Annotated in this window: 26 protein-coding genes and 1 pseudogene; 4 read left to right on the plus strand and 23 right to left on the minus strand. The window is 50.3% G+C overall.

Translation table 11 applies throughout. The features are described 5' to 3' along the window. Positions 1 to 6 precede the first annotated feature (6 nt). The 13 genes and pseudogenes from ACFQ0N_RS17575 to ACFQ0N_RS17635 form a co-directional block, all read right to left on the minus strand. Positions 7 to 684: an acetyltransferase gene (locus ACFQ0N_RS17575; protein WP_379328429.1), complete on the minus strand. Its 678-nt coding sequence runs from the start codon at positions 682 to 684 to the stop codon at positions 7 to 9. Next, on the minus strand, positions 681 to 1,376 hold the full coding sequence (locus ACFQ0N_RS17580) for a sugar transferase (protein WP_379328635.1): 696 nt from the start codon (positions 1,374 to 1,376) through the stop codon (positions 681 to 683). Before ACFQ0N_RS17580 ends, ACFQ0N_RS17575 begins: the two co-directional genes overlap by 4 nt. 63 nt (positions 1,377 to 1,439) lie before the next feature. Continuing rightward, positions 1,440 to 2,504: pseudogene (locus ACFQ0N_RS17585) on the minus strand (glycosyltransferase family 4 protein); the annotation flags it as partial. A 17-nt stretch (positions 2,505 to 2,521) separates the two neighbouring features. After that, positions 2,522 to 3,532 (minus strand): NAD-dependent epimerase, encoded by a 1,011-nt coding sequence (locus ACFQ0N_RS17590; protein WP_379328431.1) that lies wholly within the window; start codon positions 3,530 to 3,532, stop codon positions 2,522 to 2,524. Further along, positions 3,532 to 4,791, minus strand: coding sequence for a glycosyltransferase family 4 protein (locus ACFQ0N_RS17595; protein ID WP_379328433.1), 1,260 nt, complete (start codon positions 4,789 to 4,791; stop codon positions 3,532 to 3,534). The genes ACFQ0N_RS17590 and ACFQ0N_RS17595 overlap by 1 nt, the downstream gene beginning before the upstream one ends. 26 nt (positions 4,792 to 4,817) lie before the next feature. After that, positions 4,818 to 5,435: an acyltransferase gene (locus tag ACFQ0N_RS17600; protein WP_379328435.1), complete on the minus strand. Its 618-nt coding sequence runs from the start codon at positions 5,433 to 5,435 to the stop codon at positions 4,818 to 4,820. Next, positions 5,428 to 6,681 carry a hypothetical protein gene (locus tag ACFQ0N_RS17605; RefSeq protein ID WP_379328437.1) on the minus strand — a complete coding sequence of 418 codons (1,254 nt, stop codon included), beginning with the start codon at positions 6,679 to 6,681 and terminating at the stop codon, positions 5,428 to 5,430. The genes ACFQ0N_RS17600 and ACFQ0N_RS17605 overlap by 8 nt, the downstream gene beginning before the upstream one ends. Next, positions 6,671 to 7,798, minus strand: a complete 1,128-nt coding sequence (locus tag ACFQ0N_RS17610; RefSeq protein WP_379328439.1) for a glycosyltransferase family 1 protein — start codon at positions 7,796 to 7,798, stop codon at positions 6,671 to 6,673. The genes ACFQ0N_RS17605 and ACFQ0N_RS17610 overlap by 11 nt, the downstream gene beginning before the upstream one ends. After that, entirely contained in the window at positions 7,788 to 9,158 is a 1,371-nt protein-coding gene (locus ACFQ0N_RS17615; protein WP_379328440.1) for an oligosaccharide flippase family protein, read from the minus strand. The genes ACFQ0N_RS17610 and ACFQ0N_RS17615 overlap by 11 nt, the downstream gene beginning before the upstream one ends. A gap of 14 nt (positions 9,159 to 9,172) precedes the next feature. Beyond that, positions 9,173 to 10,996, minus strand: a complete 1,824-nt coding sequence (locus ACFQ0N_RS17620; protein WP_379328442.1) for a polysaccharide biosynthesis protein — start codon at positions 10,994 to 10,996, stop codon at positions 9,173 to 9,175. 38 nt (positions 10,997 to 11,034) lie between these two features. Continuing rightward, entirely contained in the window at positions 11,035 to 11,709 is a 675-nt protein-coding gene (locus ACFQ0N_RS17625; RefSeq protein WP_379328444.1) for a CpsD/CapB family tyrosine-protein kinase, read from the minus strand. Continuing rightward, complete coding sequence (locus tag ACFQ0N_RS17630; protein ID WP_379328446.1) at positions 11,696 to 12,454, minus strand: YveK family protein; 759 nt, start codon at positions 12,452 to 12,454, stop codon at positions 11,696 to 11,698. Before ACFQ0N_RS17630 ends, ACFQ0N_RS17625 begins: the two co-directional genes overlap by 14 nt. A 4-nt stretch (positions 12,455 to 12,458) precedes the next feature. Further along, complete coding sequence (locus tag ACFQ0N_RS17635; protein ID WP_379328447.1) at positions 12,459 to 13,265, minus strand: tyrosine-protein phosphatase; 807 nt, start codon at positions 13,263 to 13,265, stop codon at positions 12,459 to 12,461. Between the two features lie 696 nt (positions 13,266 to 13,961). On the opposite strand from ACFQ0N_RS17635, the gene ACFQ0N_RS17640 reads away from it, so the two are divergent. Then, complete coding sequence (locus ACFQ0N_RS17640) at positions 13,962 to 14,912, plus strand: transposase (protein ID WP_379328449.1); 951 nt, start codon at positions 13,962 to 13,964, stop codon at positions 14,910 to 14,912. 148 nt (positions 14,913 to 15,060) lie between these two features. Here the strand turns inward: ACFQ0N_RS17640 and ACFQ0N_RS17645 are convergent, their stop codons facing one another. From ACFQ0N_RS17645 to ACFQ0N_RS17680, 8 genes are all read right to left on the minus strand, one after another. Further along, positions 15,061 to 15,543: a DUF2569 family protein gene (locus ACFQ0N_RS17645; RefSeq protein ID WP_379328451.1), complete on the minus strand. Its 483-nt coding sequence runs from the start codon at positions 15,541 to 15,543 to the stop codon at positions 15,061 to 15,063. Positions 15,544 to 15,579: 36 nt separating this feature from the next. Continuing rightward, positions 15,580 to 16,131 carry a GNAT family N-acetyltransferase gene (locus tag ACFQ0N_RS17650; protein ID WP_379328453.1) on the minus strand — a complete coding sequence of 184 codons (552 nt, stop codon included), beginning with the start codon at positions 16,129 to 16,131 and terminating at the stop codon, positions 15,580 to 15,582. Between the two features lie 29 nt (positions 16,132 to 16,160). After that, positions 16,161 to 17,006, minus strand: coding sequence for an aminoglycoside phosphotransferase family protein (locus tag ACFQ0N_RS17655; RefSeq protein ID WP_379328455.1), 846 nt, complete (start codon positions 17,004 to 17,006; stop codon positions 16,161 to 16,163). 23 nt (positions 17,007 to 17,029) lie between these two features. After that, positions 17,030 to 18,247 (minus strand): lysophospholipid transporter LplT, encoded by a 1,218-nt coding sequence (gene lplT / locus ACFQ0N_RS17660; protein WP_379328457.1) that lies wholly within the window; start codon positions 18,245 to 18,247, stop codon positions 17,030 to 17,032. 120 nt (positions 18,248 to 18,367) lie between these two features. Further along, a complete protein-coding gene (locus tag ACFQ0N_RS17665) occupies positions 18,368 to 19,141 on the minus strand; it encodes a DUF4247 domain-containing protein (protein ID WP_379328460.1) in 774 nt (257 codons plus the stop codon). A gap of 17 nt (positions 19,142 to 19,158) precedes the next feature. After that, positions 19,159 to 19,674: a DUF4178 domain-containing protein gene (locus ACFQ0N_RS17670; RefSeq protein WP_379328462.1), complete on the minus strand. Its 516-nt coding sequence runs from the start codon at positions 19,672 to 19,674 to the stop codon at positions 19,159 to 19,161. A gap of 32 nt (positions 19,675 to 19,706) precedes the next feature. Then, positions 19,707 to 20,108, minus strand: a complete 402-nt coding sequence (locus ACFQ0N_RS17675) for a DUF350 domain-containing protein (RefSeq protein WP_379328464.1) — start codon at positions 20,106 to 20,108, stop codon at positions 19,707 to 19,709. A gap of 112 nt (positions 20,109 to 20,220) precedes the next feature. Then, positions 20,221 to 20,898, minus strand: a complete 678-nt coding sequence (locus ACFQ0N_RS17680) for a PspA/IM30 family protein (RefSeq protein ID WP_379328466.1) — start codon at positions 20,896 to 20,898, stop codon at positions 20,221 to 20,223. A 179-nt stretch (positions 20,899 to 21,077) separates the two neighbouring features. Here ACFQ0N_RS17680 and ACFQ0N_RS17685 point away from each other — a divergent pair, with 179 nt between their 5' ends. Beyond that, a complete protein-coding gene (locus ACFQ0N_RS17685; RefSeq protein WP_379328468.1) occupies positions 21,078 to 21,392 on the plus strand; it encodes a hypothetical protein in 315 nt (104 codons plus the stop codon). Here ACFQ0N_RS17685 and ACFQ0N_RS17690 read toward each other — a convergent pair. Together ACFQ0N_RS17690 and ACFQ0N_RS17695 are read right to left on the minus strand one after the other, a co-directional pair. Further along, positions 21,381 to 22,625 carry an MFS transporter gene (locus ACFQ0N_RS17690; RefSeq protein ID WP_379328470.1) on the minus strand — a complete coding sequence of 415 codons (1,245 nt, stop codon included), beginning with the start codon at positions 22,623 to 22,625 and terminating at the stop codon, positions 21,381 to 21,383. The two genes, ACFQ0N_RS17685 and ACFQ0N_RS17690, sit on opposite strands and share 12 nt — an antisense overlap. A gap of 15 nt (positions 22,626 to 22,640) precedes the next feature. Further along, entirely contained in the window at positions 22,641 to 23,105 is a 465-nt protein-coding gene (locus ACFQ0N_RS17695; RefSeq protein ID WP_379328472.1) for a MarR family winged helix-turn-helix transcriptional regulator, read from the minus strand. Positions 23,106 to 23,257: 152 nt separating this feature from the next. Here ACFQ0N_RS17695 and ACFQ0N_RS17700 point away from each other — a divergent pair, with 152 nt between their 5' ends. Beyond that, positions 23,258 to 25,078 carry a DEAD/DEAH box helicase gene (locus tag ACFQ0N_RS17700; RefSeq protein WP_379328474.1) on the plus strand — a complete coding sequence of 607 codons (1,821 nt, stop codon included), beginning with the start codon at positions 23,258 to 23,260 and terminating at the stop codon, positions 25,076 to 25,078. Further along, entirely contained in the window at positions 25,075 to 26,016 is a 942-nt protein-coding gene (locus tag ACFQ0N_RS17705) for a YqhG family protein (RefSeq protein ID WP_379328476.1), read from the plus strand. Before ACFQ0N_RS17700 ends, ACFQ0N_RS17705 begins: the two co-directional genes overlap by 4 nt. Positions 26,017 to 26,049: the final 33 nt, after the last annotated feature.

The raw sequence follows: 26,049 nt of genomic DNA on the forward strand, positions 1-26,049 counted from the left end.
CGCTCCTTATTTAATAATTCTTACTAATCCGTTTATAAGTCGTGCGGGCACGCCGACAGCCGTTTCTCCATCCGGTATATCGTCAATTGCCGTTCCGCCCGCCCCTAAAATGCTCCAGCGGCCGATTTGTACGCGTGGTATAACAGCAGCTCCGATGCCGACATGAGCCCCCTCCATGACGCAAACACCTCCGGCAAGCGCTGCCCCTGGCGACAAATGGGCAAAGTCGCCAAGGCAGCTGTCATGCTCGACAATCGCACCGGAGTTTACGATGGCATGCTTTCCGATTGCTGCTCCATGATTGATAATCGCCCCTGGCATGACAACCGTTCCTGCGCCGATTGTGACATGGGGAGAAAGGATTGCCGACGGATGAATGAGAACAGCATAGCGCTCGGCAGCAATATCGAGATACTCCGCCATCTGCTTGCGAATCCGATTGTCGCCAATCGCAATCACGACCATCATTTCCAGCTCGACGCCAAGCATGCCGCGAATGACACGGGGGGGACCGTAATAAACGCCTTCGTGCAGCGCGAGCTCCGCGAACTTATCGTCGGCAACCGCAGCGATCCGGAATAACCCGTGCGCCTGCACAATATCCGCAATCACCTTGCTGTGTCCCCCGTTCCCGATGACGCATAAAGGAATTTTCGGGATTGTGTTATATGTGTCCCTTTTCACAGAACCCTCTCCACCTCTCGCTGCTGCGCGCCCGTATTGCTCCCGGTACTCCCGCTATATTTGCATACTGTTGACTGCCCTTCCTGCTGAATTCCTTCCTGCTTGAGAACCTTTTTGACAGTCCAGAACATTATTTTCAAATCAAGCCAGAGAGATCGGCGGTCAACATACTGAACATCGAGCCGGAATTTATCTTCCCAGGCGACCGCATTCCGCCCGCTCACTTGCGCCAGGCCGGTAATGCCAGGACGAACATCATGTCTTCTTGCCTGCTCAGCTGTATATAATGGCAAATACTCCATTAGTAATGGACGGGGACCGACAAGACTCATATCTCCCCGAATCACATTGAGCAGTTGGGGCAGCTCATCCAGGCTGAGCTTGCGCAGCAGCTGCCCGAAAGCAGTCAGCCGTACGCTGTCTGGGAGCAGTTGCCCGTCCGTATCGCGCGCATCCGTCATCGTGCGAAATTTGTAGACATGAAACGGCACCCCATAGCGTCCAGGACGCTGCTGTTTGAACAGAACTGGCGACCCCAGCTTGATTCTCACGGCCAGCGCAGTTAACAGGATGATCGGCAGCAGCACAATAAATGCCGGCAGGCTGATCGCGATATCGGCGATTCGCTTTACCGCGCTGTACAGCCGTTTCTTCCCTCTGTTCTGCGTGCGCGCTTCAGTTTCGCCATACATCTGGATCATTCTTTTCACAACAGCCGCTTCTGTGAAATGCTCCTCGATTCTTGCGCGTCCCGCAGCCCCCATTCGTTTCCGCAGCAGCGGATCGCTCATCATCCGGTCCAGCGCGTCAGCCAGCGCCAAGGGTTGATGCCTTGGCACTAATATGCCGGTCGAACAGCTGCCAGCTGCAGCAACCAACTCGCGCGTGCCCAGCACATCTGTCGCCACTACAGGCTTGCCAAAGGCCATCGCTTCCATTAATGACCGTGGGATGCCTTCCTTTTCACTCGTCAAGGCGACACAATCTGCCATCAACAGCCACGGGACAAGCGGTGTCTGCTGTCCGACCAGCACTACATCGTCTGCCAGGCCTTCCGCAGCAATACGTTCGCGGATAGCTGACTCAAGCGGCCCCTGACCGGCCAGCACCGTTACCCAGTGCAGTCTGTTTTCCCGTTTGGCAAGGGCAAGTGCATCCAGCAGCAGGTTATGATCCTTGACTGGTTCAAAACGGGCAGCCATCAGCAGCATCGGTACATCCCTGGGGATGCCATAGGCTCGCTTCAGATCATCCGCTTTCAATTGGCACAGCGCTTTGCGCGAAGCAATCTCAAGCCGTTCCAGATCGACGCCGTTGCCTTCAAAGTAAAGCTTCCGCCATGGGGCGAGGCGCTGCATGACTTGTATGTCCTCGCTATTTTGCGAAGCAAGCGCATCGCAAAATAGCGCCCCTGTCTTTTCCATCAGCCGATAGATCGTATAGGTGAGCCGCGACTGTCCCGTGTAAAAAGGCAGTCCGTGACTCGTATGAATGACGACTGGCACACCGGCCAGCTTGGCTGCGATGCGGCCAATAATGCCCGCCTTCGCAGTATGCGTATGCACAATGTCATACCGTTCGGCTTTGAACAGCTTTCTCATGCGCCATATCGACAACAGGTCCTGAAAGGGGCGAATGGCCCGATGCATCGCTATTGTCCGCCATTGAAACGGGTAAGCCTCCTTGATCTGGGAATCAAGCCCGTCGCCGGCTGAGACGAATGTCACCTCATAGCCAGCCTCTTGCAGCAGCGCCAGCTTGTCGCCCAAAATTTTATAACTGATACCCGACGTACATACATGTGCTACTTTTTTCTTCATGCCCCTCCCCTTCCTTATCAAATCACGTTGTAATAAGCGGTATACCAGTCAATAAAGCGTCCGATCCCCTCCTCAATCGTCGTCGTCGGCTTGAACCCGATCTCTCTCGTCAAATCATCAATATCGGCGAATGTCGCTTTAACATCGCCCGGCTGCATCGGTTGAAATTCCAGCTTCGCCTTTTTGCCAAGCTTCTGTTCGATCGTCTGGATAAAATGCATGAGCGCCACTGGCTGATGATTGCCGATATTGTATACCCGGTAAGGAGCATAGCTCGTGCCCGGATCGGGACGCTCCCGATCCCATGCCGGGTCAGGCTTAGGCGGCCGGCCATGCAGCCGGACAATTCCTTCAATGATGTCGTCGATATATGTAAAATCGCGTTCCATCCGGCCTTCATTGAATACTTGAATCGGCTTGCCTGCCACTATATTCCGGGTGAAGCTGAAGTAAGCCATATCCGGACGTCCCCATGGCCCGTAAACGGTAAAGAATCGCAATCCAGTTGTGGGCAAGCCGTACAAATGACTGTAGGTGTGCGCCATAAGTTCATTGGCTTTTTTCGTAGCCGCATATAGGCTGACCGGATGATCGACGCCGTGGCGGACACTGAATGGCATCGTTACGTTGGCGCCATAGACAGAGCTGGAGGAGGCGTAGACCAGATGACTGACTTCATGTCTGCGGCAAGCTTCCAGCATGTTCCCGAAGCCGAGCAAATTCGTATCCAGATAAGCAAACGGATTGGTCAGGCTGTACCTCACCCCCGCCTGTGCCGCCAAATGTATGACCTTTTTTATCTGATATTGGCCGAATAATGCATTTAAGGCATCGTACTGAGCGATATCCGCCCTCACGCCGCTGAAGCCGGGCTGTTCGGACAAACGGGCAAAGCGATCCTCCTTAAGCTGCACTTCATAATAATCATTAAAATTATCGAGCCCGACTACCTGCTCTCCCTCACGAAGCAGACGCTCACACAGATGATAGCCGATAAAACCGGCCGCTCCTGTAACTAGAATTGTCATTATGCACCCGCTCCTTTTGATTCCTTCGTACTATAGCGGCCTTCAATGCCTGCATTGCCTGCATAGGCTTTTCTTGCAGCATAGTCCTGGAACGCTTTCCAGAAAGCCAGCCGTTTCTGATCCAATCTCGTTTTCGTATAATGCTGGGCACGGGCGAAATTACGTCCTGCCTGCTCAGTCAGCCATTCCTTATTGCCAATTGCATGCTGCAGTTTTGCCGCCAGCTGCTTCACATGTCCAGGCTTGTGCAGCCATTCGCCCGGTATCAGCTCAGGTATGCCGCCGGCCGTCGAACCGATGACCGGACAGCCCCGGCTCATCGCCTCAATCGTCGCTCGCGGAAGCCCCTCCTGGAAGCTCGGCTGGATATACAAATCTAATTTGTCCAGCCATTCGAAGACCGCATTGCCGCTCGGCAGAACACCGCAAAATGTCACCCGGTCGCCCAAGCCGAGCTTTACGGCGAGCGCCTGCCATTTCTCTTTAGAACCGTCGCCCAAAATATGCAGTTCAAACGGCGGCGTGTTTCCGGCAATTCGCGCTAATGCCCGCAGCGCCGTATCAATCCCCTTCGTCTTGCCGTTCAACGACCCGATTAAGCCGATACGGAACTTGTCGCCGCTATTTTTTTCAGAGATACGGCTCAATCTCGACGTCAGAACAGACTCCGGGACAGCAGGCAATTCGACATTGGAGCAGGCGCCTTCAAACCCGTTTGCCGCAAGCGGGTAGCGCTGCTGCAAAAATCGTTCCGTGACGTAGATCCCATACGGCGCCTTCTTGATCATCCGTCGCGTGCGCCACATCGAGATCGGCGCGTACATTTTCCCTTGGACGCTGCCATAATTCCATAGCCCATCCCATGCGCAAGCGACAACCTCCACCGCATACGGCTTACCGAGCCTTTGCGCAATGCGGATCGCCTCTGCCCCGATCTCGCTGGGCATGCGGGCAATGACGGCATCCGCTTCGCGGATCGCCTCTGTCAAGCATTGATCGACATACCCGCGCTTCGTCAATTTATTGACCGGGTTGCTTAATGACGGCAGAACAAGAAATTCTACCTGGGGACCGCTCGACAGCGTTTTCCCGCTCATATCCGCATCGGGCTGCGTGCGCTGCCCTCTACAAGCGACGGTGATATGGTCAAAAACAGCTAAATACCGCTCCCAAACCGCATATGGCAGCTTGCCTCCCGAGTAAAATTTCCCGCTTTCATTGAAATAAAAAGTATGGTCATGCGCCCAAAGAACATGCATTTTGCAATACCCTCCCGTTATAATGGTCATCCCCCGTTCTGCTTGGGCCTGCGATCCGAAGCCTGGGCTTCGATCACTCTCAAGGTTCGAGCGGGGACGCCCGCTGCAATGACGCCCGACGGCACATTACGCGTAACGACAGCCCCCGCCGCAATGATCGACCGGCTGCCGATTTCCACGCCGGCCATAATCCGCACGCCGCAGCCGATCCACACATCTCTTCTAATCTGGATTTTGCCGCAAATTAGCGGATTGTCCCGAATGGGACAAGAGCTATCGCTCCAAGTATGCTGAAAGGAGACGAGCGAGCTTTGGTGTGCGATCGACACCTCGTCTCCGATGTCCAGCTCCCCGTAAGCATCAAGATAGCATTGCTTATGAATGCTTACATTTGTGCCGACAGACAGACGCTCCGGATATTTCAGCTCCACACCGCGCCCGACGCGTACATTGTCGCCGCATTGCCGTGCCAGCCGCTTAAGCAGGCAGTAGCGGAAGGCCACGCCGAGCAGCTCCGGCAGCCAATCGCTTATGGCCCAAAGCCACAATGCGGCCGGTCGCGGTACAAGGCGCAGACAGGCGCTTACCCCGTTCAACAACGGTTTTGCCCGATAAAACAAATCTCTCCCCCGCTTATTAGCCATGTCCCTCTCCTTTCATTTTTCTCGGCAGCAGCCATTTTCGTCCCCATACAAGCGTGTATGCGCTAATGACGTAGAGTATCGGCAGTACCGGAAGCTTTTTGCGTACCATGTTGTCGCCCACAGTTCCAAGCCCGTACTCCAAATCGCGCCCGGTTACAGTAACATAACCGACAAGCACCAATGCGCATGCGTAAGTGAACAATATAAGCAAGGCAATAATGTAAAATGAGCGCACTGCCCTGAATTTCATAAAATTAATGATGGATACGATCAGCACCGCGCTCATCCAAAGCGCCTCCAGCGTGCGCATGATCACTTGCGAATCCCAGTTACCCGGCTGGATCGGGTTCGGGCTAATAAACAGAAACAGCATTAGCAATACGGCATTCGATACGCCAAGCGGGCCAATCTGCGTGACGAGCACGCCTGCCGCTATCAGCATAAACAACGTCGCCGTCTTCACTTTGCGGGCATATAAAAAATAAATGCCAAGCGTATAAATGATCGAATAGTCGCGCAGTCCAGTAGCGTATGCCGCAATGATTATGAACCATATATATTTGCGGCGCAGCAGCAGCCCTGCCCCATACAAGCCAAGCAGCGCACAAGCTACATCCTTGGCGAATACAGAGGAAAGCAGCATAAAAGAGGGGCTGGCCAGCAAGCCAAATATGATAATGGCATGAAAGGAACTGCCTTGACGCTCTTCTGCTTCCCGCTCAGCCAAAGCGGGCATTTCGTAGCGAAAATATTGCGCACTAATGCGGTACGTCTGATTGACGACAAGCATGAGCAGCAATGAATTCAACATAATGATGGCAAGCGGATCTTCCAGACTGAGCCATTTAAACAATGGCATATACAGCATGCCGAACATCGGATAAGCAGAAATGTTGCCCCATTGCGTAAAAAAATGATCAACGGCGTAGCTCATAAATTCCGAAAGGTGCTGAAAGGCGCTTACCTGTTCGTAATAGTGAATTTCATCCGGGCCGCTTGCCGGACTTGTCGTGAGTGCATACACCAGCTTGCCCGCAAACATGACACATAAACCGCCGAATAAGGCACCTGGTGTATTCGGCCAACGCAGCAGCACGAAAAAAAACGGCAGCAGCAATATAAAAAACAGAACGATCCCCAGCTTATCATCAAGCGGAAACCACAGCTTGGCCGCCAGCATCAGCATAACAAAATACATGACGGCCAGCAGCGGATGCTGAAAAATACGGCCGGATCTAGCTTCCATACAGCATCTCCAGGCGACGTACACTGCTTGTCATATTGTAACCGGCATGGTCTAGCGCCTGGCGCCTTTTATCCCAATCCGGCTGTGAACTATGGAGCAGCTGCTGCATCGCTTCCACCCATAGCTGCGGCGTATCATCGAGCCGCAGCTGACGGACAAGCCCCAGGTTCAGATCCGCTTCTTTCGGCACTGCTTCCGATACAAGGCAAGGGACACCTGCTGCCTGAGCTTCGATGACTACAATTCCCAGCCCTTCGATCAGAGAAGGCAAAATAAAGCCATCGACCGCCCCGAGAAGCTCGGGTATATCTTTGCGCTGCCCGAGAAATACCACCTGACTGGCAAGCCCCAGCTCGCGCACGCGCTCCTCGATGTGCAGGCGCTGAGGACCGTCGCCAATCAAGATCAGCCTGGCGTCAGGGGAAGACTGCGCAAACTCGGCGAAACGGTCAAGTAAAAAAGGATGATTTTTCATCTCCTGAAAACGACCGATATGTGCAAATAAGGGAGCCGCCCCCTTGTCCAGGCCAATTCGCTCCCGAAGTGCCGAACGTTCTGCCGGTAATGTTGCGTAAGGCTCCAGTGCAATCGCATTGGGAAACACGTCAACACGGGGATCGTTCCAGCAATCGGCGCCAAACAGCGACTCGCAGGAGGTGCGCGAACAGCCTAGCAAATGCGTGGCATTGCGGCGAATAAGATGCCGCATATATGCAAGATATGCTTTGCGCAGCAGCGATTTCACTTCGCTGCGGTGTACGGTATGACTGTGACTGATCCGGACTGGTATCCCCATATCTTTACAAATCTTCAGAACATAGCCGCTAAAGCTGAATATATGACTGTGGACGGCATCATAGGGGCCGTGGCGGCGAATATTCGCTTCCAGCTGCCGGCGAAAGCGGGCGAGACCTTTTTGCGGATGAGGCTGCCGGATGATCGTTCCGCCCAATTGCTCAATCTCTTCATCATAAAAAGCGCGTTCCTCTGTTTGCACCGCAAAATGGAATTCAAATCGTTCCCGGTCAATATGCCGGTATACATTCATGAGCAGTGTTTCGATGCCGCCTGGATGCATTTTGCCCACGACATGAAGAACTTTGATTTTACGTCTCATCCTTCTCTCCTTCCGCAGTCATTTTCTTTTCGAATTTTCTCCACAACGAGGCCGGAAGCCAGGCAACCGTAACGATCTGCATCTTGCGATAAACAAAAATGACCATAATGACATTCCAGCAAATCAATCCGGCTGAAGTAGCCAGTGCCGCCCCGATCATCCCCCACAATGGAATCAACGCTACATTCATTACAATATTGATAAGGGTGGAGACGACGAGTGCCTTGGTGAGCGGATTCTGATATCCGGTCATTGTGGCAATCATGCCATTTTGCCCGCAGTAGGCATTGACGACTTGCCCGAATGTCATAATCAGCATTGGCCAGAATGACGCTTTGAACTCTGCGCCGAACAAACCGAGCAGCGGCTGACCGGCCGCAGCCAGCACGAGAAATAAAAAGGCCGCGAACAGAAAGCCCGACCAGCCGGTCGTCACACATACGCGCTGCAGTTGGGCACGGTTGCCTGTAGCATAGAGCTCGGAAAGCAGCGGCGCCGCAGTCATATTGACAGCTGTCAGTGCGAATGCCGCCAAAGTGGCCAGACGGACGGCTGCGGAAAACAAGCCCGACTCGGTCTCGGAATACATCATTCCCATCATCAAAACGCCAAGCTGGCCCAAAATCAGGTACATGCCGGCATTCAGCATAAGCGACACGGACAATTTGGTCCATGACCGCGTATCAAATTGCGGCACGACCCCTTGAAGCTGCGAACCGATGCGTATGCGCATAACAACGGCCCCGATAAGCCAGCTCGCCAGCACCGCTGCCGCAAAACAGAGCATCGCCGTTCCGGCATCCGCCTGCACGCCTGGCAGGGCGGCACAGCCAATAAGAATCGCCATCGTAATGACAGGACGGCCTATTTTTTCCGGCATTTGCGAAAACATCACGTCTTTGACCGCCTGTAATACACTTTGCCGCAATGTTGCCAGTGTCAGCAGCGGGACTGTCGCCAGCCCCGCCGAATAAGTCCACAGCTGCTCGGCTGTCATCCCGTCCGCTTGCAGGATGAGAAACAATACCCCTGCTGCAGTTATAACAAGCGATAGGATGAGTCCAATTTGATTGGCTCGTTTTAATAACCCTTTAATGAGCCCCCATTCGTTCATAGCTTTGTAAGATGCCACGAGCCGCACAATGGATGTATCGAACCCGAGCTTTGCCGGAAATACGAGGAAGGTCATCAAGGTCGAGACAAAGGTGAATATTCCATAAGATGCTGCGCCCAAAATCCGGGCAAGCGTCACTTGCATGAGCAGCGCCAGCCCCATCCCGCATGAATTGATGAGAAAGCTGATGCTCCCGCTTCGTGCCAGCATCTTTTTCATCGCTGTATTTGTCGCTTGTTTTGCCATAATTCACTCCGTCTCTACGATACATTGCGATAGGTCGGAACGAGATGCTTCAAAATCTCGCGGATTTCAGCCGGAGGCTGTCCAATCACTTGCTCGAGCTTGCGGATTTCAAATTCCAGCTCTGTCCGGTTGATTTGCATCGGTTTGCCTATAAAAATGCGATTATGCTTGGTTGAACTCATTCCTTCTTCATTCGTCAGCAGTTCCTCATAGAGCTTCTCTCCTTCACGAATGCCAGAAAACTGAATGTCGATATCAAGATGGGGCTCATAGCCGGACAGACGGATCAAATCGACAGCAAGATCATAAATTTTCACCGGCTTGCCCATATCGAGAATGAATACTTCTCCGCCTTTGGCGAACGCGCCCGCTTGTATAACAAGCTGCACGGCCTCCGGTATCGTCATGAAATAACGCACCATGTCCGGATGGGTAACGGTAACCGGCCCGCCTTTAGCAATTTGCTCCTTAAACCGCGGAATGACGCTTCCCCTGCTGCCAAGCACGTTGCCAAAACGCACCGCGACGAATTTCGTTTGACTATGTTTATCCAAGCTTTGAATGAACATTTCGGCGATTCGTTTTGTCGTGCCCATTATGCTGGTCGGATTGACCGCTTTATCCGTGGAAATAAGCACAAAACGCTCTGCGCCATACCGGTCGGCGCACTCGGCCACATTTTTCGTTCCAAATACATTGTTTTTGATCGCTTCGGATGGATTTCTTTCCATCAATGGTACATGCTTGTGCGCTGCAGCGTGAAAAACGACCTGCGGCTGGAACTGCTCAAATACGTCTTCCAATCGTTTGCGGTCCTGGACATCTGCAATAATTGTCGAGAGCTGCAAATGCGGGTACAGGCCGCGAAGCTCCATCTCGATCAAATAGATGCTGTTCTCGCCATGCCCCAGCAGCAGCAAATGATCTGGATTGAACAGCGTTATTTGCCGGCATAGTTCCGATCCAATCGAGCCGCCAGCACCGGTGACGAGCACCGTTTTCCCTTCTACATAATTCGCAATCCCATCTAAATCTGTTCGGATCGGATCTCTGCCCAGCAAATCCTCGACAGACACATCGCGAACTTGTCCGGATGCGTTTCTTCCTTGAATGACCTCTTGCAGATCCGGAACAATTTTCAATTTGGCTTTCGTCGGTTTACAAATATTAATGATGGCAGAAATTTGCGCTTTTGATGCCGAAGGCATCGCGATAATAATTTCATCGATTTTTTCAGCTTCAACGGTATGGGCGATCACGTCCCGCCCGCCGAATACAAACAAGCCGCAGACAGTAAGATGCCGTTTGTACGGATCATCATCGATAAAACCGACAGGTACATGACGGGACATCGTGTTTTGCAGCAATTCTTTGGCGATCATCGTTCCGCAGCTCCCTGCCCCGATAATTAGCGTCCGGTAGCCGCCTGCCTGCCGGCGCGAGCTGTATTTATCGCAAAAAGCGCGCCAAAGCAGTCTCGGCCCAGCCATCATGAAGACGATGCCAATCATATGGTGCAGCAAAATCATTTTCGGCAATACAATGCCATATGCCAGGCATACAATGATGTAAGGAATGATGCCCGTCCAGACAGCGGCGGCGATGATGGCAAAAGCCTCGCTTATCCCGGCATATTGCCATATCCGCCGATGAAGCTTCAGTCTCATCATGCATATTAGCCCCGTAAGGCCCGTTAACAGCATATAGACTAGCCCGATTCCAGTCGGCATTCCATTCCAGGGGTCGGCATACTGCAGCTTCAATGCGATACCCAAACTAAGCATCACTGCCGTTAAATCCAGAGCCACCAATAAATGTGTACGATAAGCGGTGATCATCGTTACTACGAACCTCCTGACTATAGTGTGGCAATTAATTATTGGGAATAAGTATAGTACGGGTTCATCTCGCGGCTTGATATTTGATTCAAGGCAACGCCTACTATTCGCGCTTGTACAAATTGCAATGCATCCCGCGCCTTTATAGCATGCTGCCGTTTCACAGAGCGGGCATTGACCACGAGCAGGACACCGTCGCAACGGGTCGCCATGATTTGCGCATCGCTGACGGCAAGCACTGGCGGAGTATCGATCAAGAGCAAATCGAAGCGGTTACTGAGCTCCTCGATGATTTGATCCATTTTTTTGGAGCCGAGCAATTCCGACGGATTTGGCGGAATCGGCCCGGAGGTCATCACATGCAAAAAGGAGTTGGATGTTTCCTTAATCGCCTCGTCAACTTGAGCTTGTCCGGTCAATACGTTCGTCAAGCCGCAGCGATTGGACAATTTGAACGTTTGATGAGCGGTTGGCTTGCGCAAGTCGGCATCGATAAGCAATACCGACTTTTCACTTTGGGCATAGGCGACTGCGAGATTGTTGATCGTTGTCGTCTTCCCTTCCCGCGGATTGGCCGACGTTACCATAAGAACATGCAGCTTGTGATCTACATTCGAAAAATGTAAATTTGTCCGCAATGTCCGGTAAGCCTCGGAAATCGGCGATGCCGGGTTAAGCTCTGTAATAATAGGGCGAGACTCAGTTTGTGACATGAGACGTTTCACCTGCTTTCTTCGACAGAGCCTCATGCTTGCGGCGGTCTTTCAGATCACCCTGCCTGATTGCCGGAATAAGGGCAAGCGTCGGTAAGCCCAACACCTGCTCGACATCCGCTTCTGTCTTAATACGATCATCAAAATAATCGAGCAGTAAAACTACTCCTATGCCAAGCAGCAGGCTAAGTACGAACGAAATCATCATATTCAGCTTCGGGTTCGGCTTGACAGGCGCAGGAACCTTGCTGACCTTTGCCATGTGCAGTAAGTAAACATTATCCACTTTCATAATGATCGGAATCTCTTCCTGGAAAACTTCAGAAATGGCATTGACGATCAATGCCGCCTTTTTATAGTCCGTATCCGAATAGGTCAATGTGAACACTTGCGTTCCGTTTACTGAGCTGAATGTAACGTTCCGCATCAATTCCTCTGCGGTTACATTAAATTCCGGGTGCTCCTGTACGACCAGATCCATTATGGCTGGTGTGCGTATAATTTCTTTATAGGTATTGATCAGGCTGATATTGGTATTGATCGCATTCAGATCAAGCTGGATATTGCCTAACTTGCCGCCAGGCTGATTAACAATCAGCTTGGTATATGCCTGGTATACCGGTTTCATGAACATGTAGCTGACTACACCTGCAGCTGCGGTGCCGATCACGACGATCAGCCCGATCAGCCAAAGCCTCTTGCGAATTATCGACAAATAATGTTTTAAATCCAATTCAGTTGTCAATGGGCTATGATCCTCCGTCCTGCGTCTTAAAGGGCGACCATCCTGCAAATAGCCGCAATTGTCGCACATAATTACTCATCACTCTCGGCTTCAACGGCTCCAGCGGAATATTATGCAATACGGCTTGGGCATTACTTAGATAGCTGTCTGCCAGTTCAGCCCCAATTTTGGCTGCTGCCGTCTTGTAGGCTGCAACCAGCTCATACGGCCGCGTCGTCTCATTATGCGCATCGGAAGCGATAAAATGAACGATATTCCTTCGCCCCATTTCAATCGCGAGCGATTTCACTTTTCTCCCAAACCTTCCTGTCAAAGAATGTGATGTCACTTGACAATACGCCCCTTGCCTAACAAGCTCTGCAAGCTTTTCCGGCGCCTCCGCAATTTCTGCATTTCGTTCAGGATGCGCAATAATCGGCCTCCAGCCGGCAATAAGCAGCTCATGCAGCGTATCCTCAAAGCGATAAGGCAGCAGAGACGACGAAAATTCCAATAATACATATTGGGAATTTCCGAGGGGAAGCACTTTACCCGCTTCCAGATCCTCAAGCAGGCCTTCATAGACTCGAATCTCCTGGCCGGCAAGCACCTGCAGCGGAATTTGATTATTTTTCAACTCGGCATTCAGCTCCGCTGTCTTTGCGCGGATTTGTTCCGGTGTAGTATCAAATCGTCCTGCTCGATAATGAGGGGTTGCAAATATTGTCGTAATCCCGGTATTGCAAGCCGCCCGTGCCAGCGCCAGAGATTGGTCCATCGTTTCCGGACCATCGTCGATACCATGCAACAGATGACAATGAAGATCGATCAATTCCATCTCCTCCCTGATCTCGATCTCAAGCACGATTTGATTATGTCATAAAAATACCAATTACAATGAGGGGATAAGGTAATATTTTCAATTAGGCGTACATGTTTATTTTCTGATTTGAAAAATAAGCATCTTTCCCTATACCAAGCTCGAATTTACACTAAATCAATTAACATATAATTACATAGTTTACTTTGTTAGATGTATTATGGGTAAGGAAATACGATGAATTTATTCTTATTTACTTCTCATAATCCTCATCTAAAAGTCTTACATAAACCTTACAAATAAATTGATAAATTTTGCCGAAACCGTTCTGCTTAGTGCATTTTCAGCAATTTTAATTATTCTAATTATTTCGGGCCCGTTTCTCATTTACGGCTGAAAGTAAGGACTATCGACCGATATGCTTCTAATTCGGGATAATTGGATCAGATTTACAGCCGCTTCATATCTTTGCGGCTAGTCCAATCCTAGACCTAGTTCTTTATTAATTCGGGTAATTCCGACTAGAAAACTGTAAATTTGATATAGTTGTTTGCTTCCCCTGATCCTTTTGCCCTTTATCCCGAAGAGTCAGGTATTCCCTCAACCTTACATTTACTTACTGGAGAATTCGCGTTGACAAAAGGAATATATGTTTGGTATATTGTTGTTAACGGAAACGTATGTTCTTATTTTTAAGGAGTGCTCCTTATGGCATCAACATTATCTTTTGAGCAATTTAGTCAGATTTATAGTTCTGAACAAACATGTTGTGCTTCTTTATACAGCGCCAAATGGCCTAACGGTTATCGCTGCCCCCGCTGTTCGCACCATATCGCTTCGACCATTCATACCCGCAGGCTACCACTATATGAATGCCAAGCTTGTCGCTATCAAGCTTCTCTTATTTGCGGAACCGTGATGGAAGGCAGCCGCACCCCTCTGCCCAAATGGTTTCAAGCGCTCTTTCTCATCTCTTCCGAAGGCACTGGCATTAATGCGGTTAAGCTCGCCAAGATCATTAAAGTCACTTATAAAACAGCCTGGCTAATTCTTCATAAGCTCCGCGGCGCAATGAGCGCTTACGATCAGCGGCAATTGCTGGAAGGCATCATTCATGTCAATACAGCTAAATATGGCAAGCCACATAATCCAACCATCTTCCGCCATCCTCAAGAGCACCCGATTCTCGGCGGCGCGGCCATTAATATGAGAGGCGATATCCAGTATATGAAATTGAAGCAGATCGCCGATCACTTTTTATCAAATGCTCATGTACTGCCTGCAGGCGTTGAATATTTCAAGCAGGAACATGTCGCTCCGCAGCCGGCCGATTTTATCTGCTACACCGGCCGCCGTCCCGGTTTTCTTTTTCAACCATTAATTGCACACTGCAAGAGAGCCTGCCGCTGGCTCAATGACACATTCTGCGGGATTGGCGCCAAGCATTTGCAAGCCTATCTTAATGAATACTGCTTCCGCGTTAATCACCTTATACAAAATAAATCCCCTTTTGAGGGACTCTTTCACAGCTGTATTGCCACCAAAGTGACCACTTACCGCGCCTTGGTACAAAAATCGCCGCAGTCCGCCGCAATCGCAACTAGACCTATGACTGTAGCCTCTGCTTTAAAGCTGTTTTGTAAGCAGCGATTCGCATAAATTGAATAACATGGAATAGCGGATGCATGAGCAAAGTCTGAGTCGACGGGATAATAGACATAAGGCTGCGGAACGCAATATATGAACAAAAAGAAAAACCTTTCAGACCGCATGTGTCTCCATGCAGATGAAAGGCTTGTCCAAATCTTTATTTTACAAATGTATTTTTAACCCTTGCAGACTTGATAAAATAAGGGATAAGCACAGCGCTGGTCGCAATATTTTGCATCACTTTCCTTGATGACATCCCTGTTCGCTGAGCAGCTAGCATGTCGCTCGCTTGAACTAAGCCATAGGCGACAATAGTTACAATAATGATCGCAATCAAGTAGGCAATTATGAGCGATATGAACATGCGCTTTTGCTTATAGAAGCATATGATAGACAAAGCAAGCAGCAAAAGAAGCGCAAGATTGCCATAGACTTCAAAACGGATAATCGTCTTCCACATCGGATCATAGGCTGGCGAACCCGGCGTAGTCAGCCAGAGCCATTTTTCGCCGCTTTGAATCGGCAGCAGGTCTACGAGAAAATGCATTGCCGTTCCGGCAAATGACAGCCACAAAACAATTTGCACTAAAATAAGCCATCCGCCAAAGCCCTTAACCGGCAAACTTGACTTGCCGGCCAAACTTTTGCCTCTCCCATATTCAAGCATAGTGCCGCACTATCCCTTCATCATCTGCTCATACTCGCTTCGTAAAATCGACATTACGATAATGTCTGAATATATGCCGTTTCGGTAATGCCGCTGGCGGAGCCGCCCTTCTTCTGTGAAGCCGCATTTTTGATAGCAGCGAATCGCTCTGGCATTGTAATCATGTACTTCCAATTGCAGCCGGTTCATATTTAGCTGCTCGAATACAAAGCGCTGCAAAACGCCGATCGCTTCAGCCCCATAGCCTTGCCCCTGCCATTGCCGGCTGCCGATGACGATGCCAAGCTCGGCTGCCCGATTTTTCCAGTCGAACTTGAATAAATCAATTTGCCCAATATAGGCCCCGCTCTCCTTATCAGCGATAACAAAGCCGCGGTGCTCGCCTTCTTTATCCAAAATCGATTGCAAAAAGGATTCTGTTTCGCCCATTGTATGAGGATACAAAAATATATCGGATAAATTGTTTACCACTTCCGGATCATTTACCCATTCCCGCATATGAGCCAAATCCTCTGCTTGATATTCGCGCAGCATAATTCGTTCACCATACAATCTCGGCATACTAAAGTCCCTCCCATACGTACAAGCTGCTATCGCTGTGCGCCAACAATCATTTTCCAATGCGTCCAAGCTGCCAAATAAGCATTCAAATCTTGCGGATGATGGTAGGTGCAGATGACGATCCGGTTGTAGAGGGCTATAGCTACCTCTTCATACAAAGTCGTCAAATCGCGGGTGAACGGCCAGTCTTCATGATAGACAACCTCAGCAATAACATCCGGCGTCAAGCCATCCGGCGTAGAACAGTAAGCAAAGGCCAAATCATAGAGCGGCTGGCCTATTATCGGAATCGGATCAATAACCGCCGCCAGTTCGCCCTCGTCATCGAAAATAAAATTATGAATGCCGCAATCCCCATGCAATTGATAAAAAGGGCCAGTAACCCGGCGCGGCTTTGCTACAAGCTCCGCAATGAAGCTGTGATCCTCGTCCGTCAGCAAATCTCCCGCTTCCCGCCTCGTTCCTTCCACCTCGGCTGCCAAATAGCGCTGCCATGTCTTGTAATGGGTGCCCTCCCACTCAGCTTCACGGTATTTGGCGATTAACTGACGAGCCACGCTTAGCAATACCGCCCCTTTTTTTCCCGGACGATAGCGCGTGCTCCCTTCGATATAGGGATACAAATAGTAGCGCGAGGACCGATCAACATAACGTAAAGAAGGCACGATCGGCAGCCGCTCATACATTTGCAAAAAACGAACCTCTGCCGCAATGACATCCGGCTTGTTTATTTTGCAGACAAGTCTTCCGCTATCTCCGCACTCCAATACATAAACCTCGCTAGCAGTACCGCCTTGCAGCTTGTCCATCACAAGCTCGCCGCTGGGCAAAACGCCAGCAGCAAACAATTCAGCGGCAATAAGGGTCATATTCATACGTTCAGCCCTCCTTATCGATATTACTGGTTTATCTGTTTCTGCTCATAGCCTGCCCGCACCTTGCCAACCTGCGTACTCAGCGACAATATAAATAAAAGCAGGATAACACCGATGCCAATTACGGACCAATTGACCGAAACCTTCATTTCACTCAACGTCAAATAAATAATCAGTCCGGTGACAGTCAGCGCATTTTCCGTAAAGTTTTGCACCGCAATTGTTTTGCCTGCACCGATCAGTTCCTTTCCTTCCTCTTGCAGCATCGTATTAAGCGGAATGACGAAAATGCCGCCAAACAAACCCGTAAAGAATAGCAGCGTCACCGTCAGCCAAATTGTGTAAGTGAAAGTCGCAATCATTACGGTCGTTACCATCAGCAAGCCATAATAAAAGGCGCGATGCAGCTTGCCGGCCGGTACCCAGCGCGGGGTAACAAAGGCGCTGGCTACGACGCCGAGCGCCGTTACGCCAATGATCATGGATTGCTGGTCGGTGTCGGTAATCCCGAGATTCAGCGGCAGCCATGCAATGAGCGCAATGCGCAGCACAGCGGCCGTCAGCCAGAAGGCACCAGTGCCGATCAGCGAAAAACGGCTGCGCGGATTCGCAAATAGCACCTTGCAATCGCGGAAAAACTGCAGCGCCTCCGCACCGTAGCGGATCGAGGCGTCTCCCGCCCGCGCAGGAATAAGCAAAGTCATAAACAAAGCAATTAAATAGATCGCTAGACACGCCAGTATAGCCGGCATATCCGAATTTTTCGCCAATAAACCGCCAGCTACCGTTCCAAGCAGGATTGCAAAAATTGTCGAGCCCTCCACCTTCGCATTGGCTCGCAGCAGCTCATCCTCAGACTTCGTTAACTCTGTCAAAATGCCGTATTTGCCCGGCGAATAGACAACAGCGCCAATGCCAACGAACAAATAGCATAATGCCGGCGGCAAGCCAAACAGCAGCAGCGCAATGCCAATTGCCTTCAAAATGCTGCCGATCAGCAGCACATGAGATTTAGCCTTTTTGTCTGCCAAAGCCCCGACAATCGGAGCCAAAATAACATATGCGCATAAAAACGCCATTTGTATATAGGCTACCATTCCATCCGGATTGTCCACCCCTTGGCGCTTCACCATGCCTACAATGAGAAAAAAGTTCAAATTATCGGCAAACGCGCTTAAAAACTGGGTCAAAACAACCGTGTTCAGCGGCGTCAGCCACTTGCGCAATATCAACTTCCCCACCCTTTCTCTTTCTATCGATCTTCCTATTATCTTATACCGCTCCCTATCATTGCAAATCAATAGAATAGAAAAAAGATTGAGCAGAACGTGCTTATCCGCCCAATCTTCTTCTTTTCGCAATCAGCGGCGCCTTATAATTCGCCCGAAGCCGCTTTTCGTTTTCGGTTTTTTCGATTTACCCGGTGAAAAAATGCTGCCGCCCGACTTTTTACTTTCTGACCCGTTGCGCGTAATTTTACCGCTTTTTTCGGACGGTTTGCTGAATATGCTTCCGCCACCGCTTCCCAAATCTCCAAATCCGCCGCTCCCGGCATCCTTGGAGCGCTTGAAAATAGAGCCTTTGCGTTCAACGGTCAGCGGAGGCGTCGCTTTTTTCTCTTTGGCTGTCGGAGCGTGGAATGTCCCCGTTTTCGGTTTATACGTATCGCGGTCATTGTAGCCGCGGTAATTGCCGCCGCCATAACGGCCTGCATCGAATAAATCGCTTAGCAGACTGGCTAGCAAATAGCCTTCCAGAAAGCTCATGCTATAATTTTTTTTAACGTATTCCTTTGAATCGACCTCGATTAAAGTATCCTCAGGCTGCTGCTTATCCTGCTGCAGATGGACGATCCGGTCGGAATAGACCAGGAACATCCGATCATCCGCTTCTTTGGATTGCTGCTGCGGCTTGGACTGTTCGCTAAGCTCCTTCGCCACCTCTGGGACTGACTTATTGGCGGCGCGATACACATAAGATGTCTGATTGCCGCTCCCATTAACGGACTCCAGCGGGTAAGTTTCCTTAATCGTCTCGTTAATGCCGCCGCAAGCGGCGAGAAGCGGGACGATAAGACTGAAGACGAGCAGCAGTTTAAGTGCATAAGCGCTTATGAAGCCGGTTTTGTTCCGCATTCTCTGCCTCCTTCCGGTTATGAAGGCTGCTCTCCGCGCAACACACGGACATCAGCCGGCAGCACAGTCTCGCCTTCATAAAGCATAAAACGGCCATCCTGCCACTCAATTCTAAGCAGCTTCATATCGTCCGATTGAAATTGCCACACATATTGTTCACCGCCCTGGACAAATGGCGTTTTGCCCGCGGCTGTAATAAATCCTGAATACTGCTCTTCCAAATGATACGTGCGATCATCCAGCTCTAGAACGGTCGGAACCTCATCTACCGCATCCAGGCGTCCGTCGATCGGCTCGTACAGGGCAAATACGGTGCGCTCACGCTCTTCAACGGTCAAATATTTAATTTGCGAGCCATCCTGCAAAGTCAGCACAATCAAGTTGCGCTGGCGATTTTGTGTCCGGCCGACGACCTGATACGTAACGAGCGAGACCTCGCATACATCTCCGGGACCGATCGTTAATACACTCGGCGCAGCCTTCAGCGGCTGCGGCTTAGCGAATACCCTTTTCAAACGTTGAAATATACTCACCCTGGATTTGCTCCTTCCCTATGGCTGTGCAATTATAAATAGGCGCCGATAATTAACGCTCCAGCTACATGAATCGAACCGGCAAACAGGGCATGCGCAATTTTTCCGTCCTGTGTCCCCTGCTCAATATGCAGCTTGAACCACGTGCGCAGCACAACGCGCATCAAGCTTTCCAGCAATAGCAAAATAATAAAGGAAATAAACGACACGACCAGCGCTTGCAACAGGTTGTTTGCAGCGGAGATCGACTGAGACAAAATATATGCCTGCGACAGCAGCTTCATAATAAAACGGGTCGTCACGGCTACATTGCCATTGCGGATCTCTTGCATGTCGTTATATTTCGTAAAGAGCGAATCGGCCAGCATGAGCAGAAAGAGCAGCACGGCCCCTGAGCTGACCCACACGACCATTGACACGATATCGTGCAGCATAGACTCACATCCTCCAATATTTACGGAATGAAAAAACGCCGAGGACCTGCCCGTCTGATGCTATCGCGGGTTCATGGTCGCCGGACGTTTAGTCTTCTTACTTACAAGCGGATTATGAATTGCCGTTGTTTTCGTATTTTTTCATCAGTGCTGCAAGCTCATCCTCTACACCGCTGTCGCGATGAAGATTGGCAAATTCATCATCAAGCGACTTGCCGCGGCTGGTCATTTCGTTGCTCGCTTCCGCTTGCGCTTCCATTTGCAGCATCTTCTCTTCCATACGCTTCAGACCGGCAGCTGCTGTGTCCGTGTTGAAGCCTGCCAGCGATTTATTGATTTCCGCTTGTGCCTTGGCTGCATTGTAACGGGCAATGAGCGTATCGCGCTTGCTGCGCATTTCGTTCAATTGCTTGCGCATCTCTTCCAGCTTGACGCGCAGGTTGTCGGCAGAAGCTTTATTAGCCTCATAGCTTGCCTTGTACTCGTTCATCTTCGCTTCAACAAGCTTTTTCTCTTCGAGCGCGCGGCGGGCCAGATCGATGTTTTGCATTTGTACGGCAGTATGAGCCTGCTCCTCGCGCCGCTTGAACAATGCCTCCTGCTCTTCATAAAGCAGCTTGAATTTCTTCTCGATGGCAATTTGGGCCGCTACAGCCTTCTCCGCATCCTCCAGGTCTTCTTGCATATCACGAATATATTGATCTGTCATTTTAACCGGGTCTTCCGCTTTATCAATCAGGGCATGCACATTGGACATCGTTACATCACGCAAACGTTTAAATAGAGACATCTCTCATTCCTCCTCAAATCACTTCAGCTTATATCTGTATGTACGTTGGAAATCCCGGGACGTTTCATTTCCCGCCAATATTTTTTATCGTACCATGACTTTAGTCCTTTTTCACCACTGAAAAGGCTGAATTATGATATAATTAATCATATCTTTAACAATCAAAGGAGTGTATTATAATGGCCAAAAGTGAAGCCAGAAAAAAACGCCAGCAAGCAGTGCGCGGCGGTAAAGCCGATCCGGCAATATCGCGGCTGGACTGGAACGGTATTAACCCGGTTACAAGAACGACACCAACCCGTGAAGCGAAGCTTCGCAAACAATTTCATAAACATAAAGGAAAATGGAATCCAAGCCGCTATAGCGAGGATTCCATTTTTATTGATTTTATAGCATTTATAAGTGCCATCGATAAATTCTATAAAACTTCAACGGAAGAAACTTGCCTCGCGCCAAGGTCGGCGTCAGCCGTATCTTCTTGGTTACACGCCTGAATGCTCCGTCACCTGACCGGCAGCCTGCTGCTGTCTTGCCACCAGCATGCGCCCCAGCAAATAAGCGGCGAGGAACAGCACCATCACTCCTGCAGAATACAGATACATCGTAGCATAGGAGGTCGCCGAAGAGATTGCCCCTAAAATAATCGCTCCCGCAGCTACGCCAAGATCGGTCGAATTGTAATACATACCGTTCGCAGTCCCATGCTGCTCAGTCGAGCATGAGCGCAGCATCCACGCTTGCAGAGTCGGCTGTATAGCGCCAAAGCCAAGTCCATACAGCAGCGCGGACAAAATAAGCGTCGGCATCGTTGTCGTAAACGACAGAATCGTCATACTCGCGACAATACTGATAGCTGCCGGAATCAAAACCGCGCCATGTCCCCTGCTATCAAATATCCGGCCGGATATTGGCCGAATAATGACAATCGTAATCACATTAAACAGGAAAAACAGACCAACCTGCTCGAGATGCACACTTTTGCCAAACAGCACGATAAAACTGAGCAAGCCGCTGTAAGTGATCGCCACGATCATATTAAGCAACGCCGGCAAAATAAGTTGTGAATAGATAACAGCGCGCTTTGCCGCTGGCTCGGCTGGAGCGGCTGGAGTCCCTGTATGCTGTACCTTCGCCGGCGGCTTTTTCTCCGGAGGAATCGACTTGGTGGCAAATAAAAGCGGCACGGCCAACAGCACAACGATCGCTCCTGTTATCGTCAAGGGGCCAAATCCGAATTCATTCATAATATTCATCCCGATTACCGGGCCGATTGACATCGCCAGACTGGTAGAAAGTCCAAAATAGCCGATTCCTTCTCCCATGCGGTTGCCGGGAATAATTTGCGAGACGAGCGTCGGAATGATCGTACTGGCCATGCCGAAGCCGATGCCATAAAGGACACGCATAACGAGCAGTGAGCCCATCGAGTCTGCCAGCAAATAAACGGAAGTCACAGCGCCGGCAATGATTAGACCGGCATACAGCAGCGTCCCTCTGCTCATTCTCCGCATTAAGGCTGCCGTCAGAAATCTTGTCACTATAGCAGATAATGCAAATAAGCTCGTCACAAGACTGACCATTAAGTCGCCAGCCTGAAATTCCTCCTTCACATATGCAGGGAAAGATGAGAGCAGCATTTGCAAATTCAAAAATAACAATAAGGAACATAAAGTCAACGAAATAAAGGAAGTCGTCCAAAGCTTGGCCGACTGGTTCTGCTCAAACATATTCACATTTCTCCCCTACAAACTGTCGATATGCCGGTCAATCCGGCTGAGCAATGCTAACAATAGCTCGTATTCCTCCTCCGTCATGCAGCGGGTCAGCTCCCGCACCATCTGCTGCTCCACCGGCACCGTCAACGCTATCAGCTCCTTGCCCTTCTCGGTCGCATATACAAAAAAAGAACGCCGGTCATGCTCCCCTGTACGCTTGTAAATCAGTTCTTTCGCTTCCAAATGGTCCAAAATACGGGTCGTCGTCGGCCGGTCCTTGCCGGTACGCTCGGCAATCGTCTTCTGCATCAGCCCGTCGCCCCGTTCCACCTGATAGAGCGCCGACCACTGCTCGGGCGTAATGCCAAATTCCTTCAACCGCTGCTGAAACAAGGAAGTAAGCTTACGATAAGTGACTCCCATATTAAATCCTATAGATCTTTCAAGCTCGGCAAGCTTGCTGCCGCCCGCTTGATTCACATCATCACTCACTATGTCCACCGCCGCTCAAATAGTTGTCTATGCAATTATATTCCGGACAACTAGTTCTGTCAAACTTCTTTTCAACTACTCTTATGAATTGCCGCCCGTAAGGCCATACTATCCTTAATAAGCCAATCTCTTCCTTGGAAAGGAGTTCCACGATGGCAAATATTACCAATGACCGAATACAGGAAGATGGATCTTCTTCCATTATAAAAAGAAAATTGAGCGGCAGTGTCGAGCTGCACATCGATCGCACCTGGCATCATGAGCTGCAGCAGCGGCTTGACCGCAATGGCCCCTGGGACGACTGGACGATGTATCAGCTCGCGATTGAAGCAGAGCAGTCGAAGCTGATCGCCAGCTTCGATGATTTGCAATGCATGCGCAGCCTGCCGGAGCTAGAGCCGATGCCCCATCAGCTCAGCACAGCCCGCAAGGTGCTGCATGAAATGAGCGGTCGGGCCATTTTAGCTGACGAGGTCGGCCTTGGCAAAACGATCGAAGCAGGGCTCGTTTTGAAAGAATATTTGGTACGCGGTTTAGTAAAGCGGGCGCTTATTCTCGTTCCGGCTTCACTTGTGCTGCAATGGGTACGCGAATTGAATCAAAAGTTCGGCATTGCCGCCGTGGCGCAAAAAAAAGAGCATACATGGCAGTACGATATCGTCGTCGCTTCCATCGATACAGCCAAGCGCGATCCGCACCGCGATATTTTGCTGGCGCAGGATTACGACATGCTGATCATTGACGAAGCCCATAAGCTAAAAAATAAAAAAACGACCAATTATCAATTTGTCGGCCAGCTCCGTAAAAAATATTGCTTGCTGCTTACTGCGACGCCTGTGCAAAATGATCTGGACGAGCTGTATAACTTGATTACTTTGCTCAAGCCCGGGCAGCTTGGCGGACAGAGCGAATTTGCCGCCAATTTCGTCGTCGACAAACGATTGCCGAAAAACGAGGATCAGCTGCAGGAGGCGCTGTCCGGCGTCATGATTCGCAATCGCCGCGGCGACGGCGGCATCCACTTTACGAAGCGCATCGTCAAAAATATACCGCTCGAGCTGTCTGAGCAGGAACAGGCGCTCTATCATGCAGTGACAGCCTTTGTCCGCCAGCGCTACAATGAAAGCGAGCAGGGCGGCGCCGACCTGGCCAGTATGCTGTCGCTGGTAACGCTGCAGCGGGAAGTTTGCTCGAGCCGCGATGCCGTATTTCTGACACTCGTTAATTTATTCAAAAAAACAGCGGAGGATTCGCCAAAACGCGCCAAAATATGGGAGCTTGTCGAATTTATCCGCAACATTCAAGCAAACACAAAAGCGAAAAAAACGATCGAGCTTATTCGAGAAATGAATGACAAAGTCATTGTCTTCACCGAGTATCGGGCAACCCAAGAATATTTGCTGCAATATTTACGCACGAACAATATTGTCGCCGTCCCTTACCGCGGCGGCATGAACCGCGGCAAAAAAGACTGGATGATGGATCTGTTCCGCGGGCGGGCGCAGGTGCTGATAGCAACAGAGGCCGGCGGTGAAGGTATCAATCTGCAGTTTTGCCATAACATCATTAACTTTGACCTTCCGTGGAATCCAATGCGCGTCGAGCAGCGAATCGGCCGCATTCACCGGCTTGGACAAAAAAATGATGTGAAAATTTTCAATTTATGTACACTCGGCACCATCGAAGAACATATCGTTCATTTGCTGCACGAAAAAATCAACTTGTTCGAACTTGTCATTGGCGAGCTGGATCATATTCTCGAGCGGTTCGAGAAAAATGAGCAATCGCTGGAGCAGCGACTGGCCAAAGCAATGCTGGAATCGGGCAATTCCTCTGATCTGCGAAAAAAAATGGATGAACTGGGCAACTCATTAACGAAAATTCGCGATGAAGTAGAGGCTGAGGCGGGAAGCGGAAACAGCTTTGCTGCTCTTATGGATGCCACAGGACAGACTGTGGAGGTGCGGCCATGAATGAACGGCAGGTGCATAAATTCGTACAGCGTTATTTAGAGACGACCAATTGTCAAATTTTAGAAAAGTCACCGTGTCACTTTCATGTTAAGCTGTCTCCTCAGGCGGATCGGGATTTAACGAACCGGCCATTTTACTGGAGCTTTGTCGACCGTACTGGCGCTGACCCGGAAACAATGTCAATGCTGCTTGTAACCGATAAGCGAAAATATGAGGAAACAGCGGCCAAAACGCAGCCTGTTCCAGATCAGGCCAGCCAAATGAATGCCGCGGCCAATGCCGCTCTCGGCCGCTCGCTGGGATATGTTCATGGGGCATTGAACCATTCGGTGCGCATTCCGCGCGAAGATGTCTATTACGGTTCCAAAAAGCTTGAGCAGCTTTTCCAATCCGCCAAAGCGGCTGGCAGCTATGTTTGCCTCTTTCAGGAGCCTGACCAAAAAAAGGCGCATCCGCTGCACTCTACTGCATATACGGCCTGGCTAGGCATTACCTTTAAGGTGGAGTTTGCATGTGACATGAAGCGTGAGGAAATACATTCCATCGGGGTCTCGCTTGCCACGGGACAATGTTTAGAGCGGTTCAACGATACTTTATTGGCATTAAAAATGACGCCTCGCCTGCCGCCCAATGTGCATACCGCCAAAAACGGGCTGTCCTTTACGAAAGCTACATCCATTGCGGAGCAAGCAATTGAACGGAAGCTGAAAACTTATGATTACGGCTGGGCGGATGAAGCTGCCGCCCGGCTGCAGCAGGAGCTGCAAACGATCGCTCATTATTATGAGCCGATGATCCAGGCAGCCGAACCGGAGCGCGTCCAAGAAATAACCGATCAATTTGGCCGCCGACAAGAAGAAATTCGCTGGCAATACGAGCCGCGGGTGACGTTATCCGCCATTAATTGCGGCATTTTCTATTTGCAGGGCATCGGATAACGACAGACAGACCGTTTATTAGCGGTCTTTCGC

Origin of the sequence: Paenibacillus sp. GCM10027626, assembly GCF_042676285.1 — a bacterium.
In the GTDB taxonomy this organism is placed as follows: domain Bacteria; phylum Bacillota; class Bacilli; order Paenibacillales; family Paenibacillaceae; genus Paenibacillus_Z.

Excerpts from the sequence above, each read along its gene's own strand:
- ACFQ0N_RS17580 (WP_379328635.1), bottom strand. The coding sequence starts at position 1,376 with ATGTATGGCGAAACTGAAGCGCGCACGCAGAACAGAGGGAAGAAACGG.
- ACFQ0N_RS17590 (WP_379328431.1), bottom strand. The coding sequence starts at position 3,532 with ATGACAATTCTAGTTACAGGAGCGGCCGGTTTTATCGGCTATCATCTG.
- ACFQ0N_RS17595 (WP_379328433.1), bottom strand. The coding sequence starts at position 4,791 with ATGCATGTTCTTTGGGCGCATGACCATACTTTTTATTTCAATGAAAGC.
- ACFQ0N_RS17600 (WP_379328435.1), bottom strand. The coding sequence starts at position 5,435 with ATGGCTAATAAGCGGGGGAGAGATTTGTTTTATCGGGCAAAACCGTTG.
- ACFQ0N_RS17605 (WP_379328437.1), bottom strand. The coding sequence starts at position 6,681 with ATGGAAGCTAGATCCGGCCGTATTTTTCAGCATCCGCTGCTGGCCGTC.
- ACFQ0N_RS17610 (WP_379328439.1), bottom strand. The coding sequence starts at position 7,798 with ATGAGACGTAAAATCAAAGTTCTTCATGTCGTGGGCAAAATGCATCCA.
- ACFQ0N_RS17615 (WP_379328440.1), bottom strand. The coding sequence starts at position 9,158 with ATGGCAAAACAAGCGACAAATACAGCGATGAAAAAGATGCTGGCACGA.
- ACFQ0N_RS17620 (WP_379328442.1), bottom strand. The coding sequence starts at position 10,996 with ATGATCACCGCTTATCGTACACATTTATTGGTGGCTCTGGATTTAACG.
- ACFQ0N_RS17625 (WP_379328444.1), bottom strand. The coding sequence starts at position 11,709 with ATGTCACAAACTGAGTCTCGCCCTATTATTACAGAGCTTAACCCGGCA.
- ACFQ0N_RS17640 (WP_379328449.1), top strand. The coding sequence starts at position 13,962 with ATGGCATCAACATTATCTTTTGAGCAATTTAGTCAGATTTATAGTTCT.
- ACFQ0N_RS17650 (WP_379328453.1), bottom strand. The coding sequence starts at position 16,131 with ATGCCGAGATTGTATGGTGAACGAATTATGCTGCGCGAATATCAAGCA.
- ACFQ0N_RS17655 (WP_379328455.1), bottom strand. The coding sequence starts at position 17,006 with ATGAATATGACCCTTATTGCCGCTGAATTGTTTGCTGCTGGCGTTTTG.
- ACFQ0N_RS17665 (WP_379328460.1), bottom strand. The coding sequence starts at position 19,141 with ATGCGGAACAAAACCGGCTTCATAAGCGCTTATGCACTTAAACTGCTG.
- ACFQ0N_RS17675 (WP_379328464.1), bottom strand. The coding sequence starts at position 20,108 with ATGCTGCACGATATCGTGTCAATGGTCGTGTGGGTCAGCTCAGGGGCC.
- ACFQ0N_RS17680 (WP_379328466.1), bottom strand. The coding sequence starts at position 20,898 with ATGTCTCTATTTAAACGTTTGCGTGATGTAACGATGTCCAATGTGCAT.
- ACFQ0N_RS17685 (WP_379328468.1), top strand. The coding sequence starts at position 21,078 with ATGGCCAAAAGTGAAGCCAGAAAAAAACGCCAGCAAGCAGTGCGCGGC.
- ACFQ0N_RS17690 (WP_379328470.1), bottom strand. The coding sequence starts at position 22,625 with ATGTTTGAGCAGAACCAGTCGGCCAAGCTTTGGACGACTTCCTTTATT.
- ACFQ0N_RS17700 (WP_379328474.1), top strand. The coding sequence starts at position 23,258 with ATGGCAAATATTACCAATGACCGAATACAGGAAGATGGATCTTCTTCC.
- ACFQ0N_RS17705 (WP_379328476.1), top strand. The coding sequence starts at position 25,075 with ATGAATGAACGGCAGGTGCATAAATTCGTACAGCGTTATTTAGAGACG.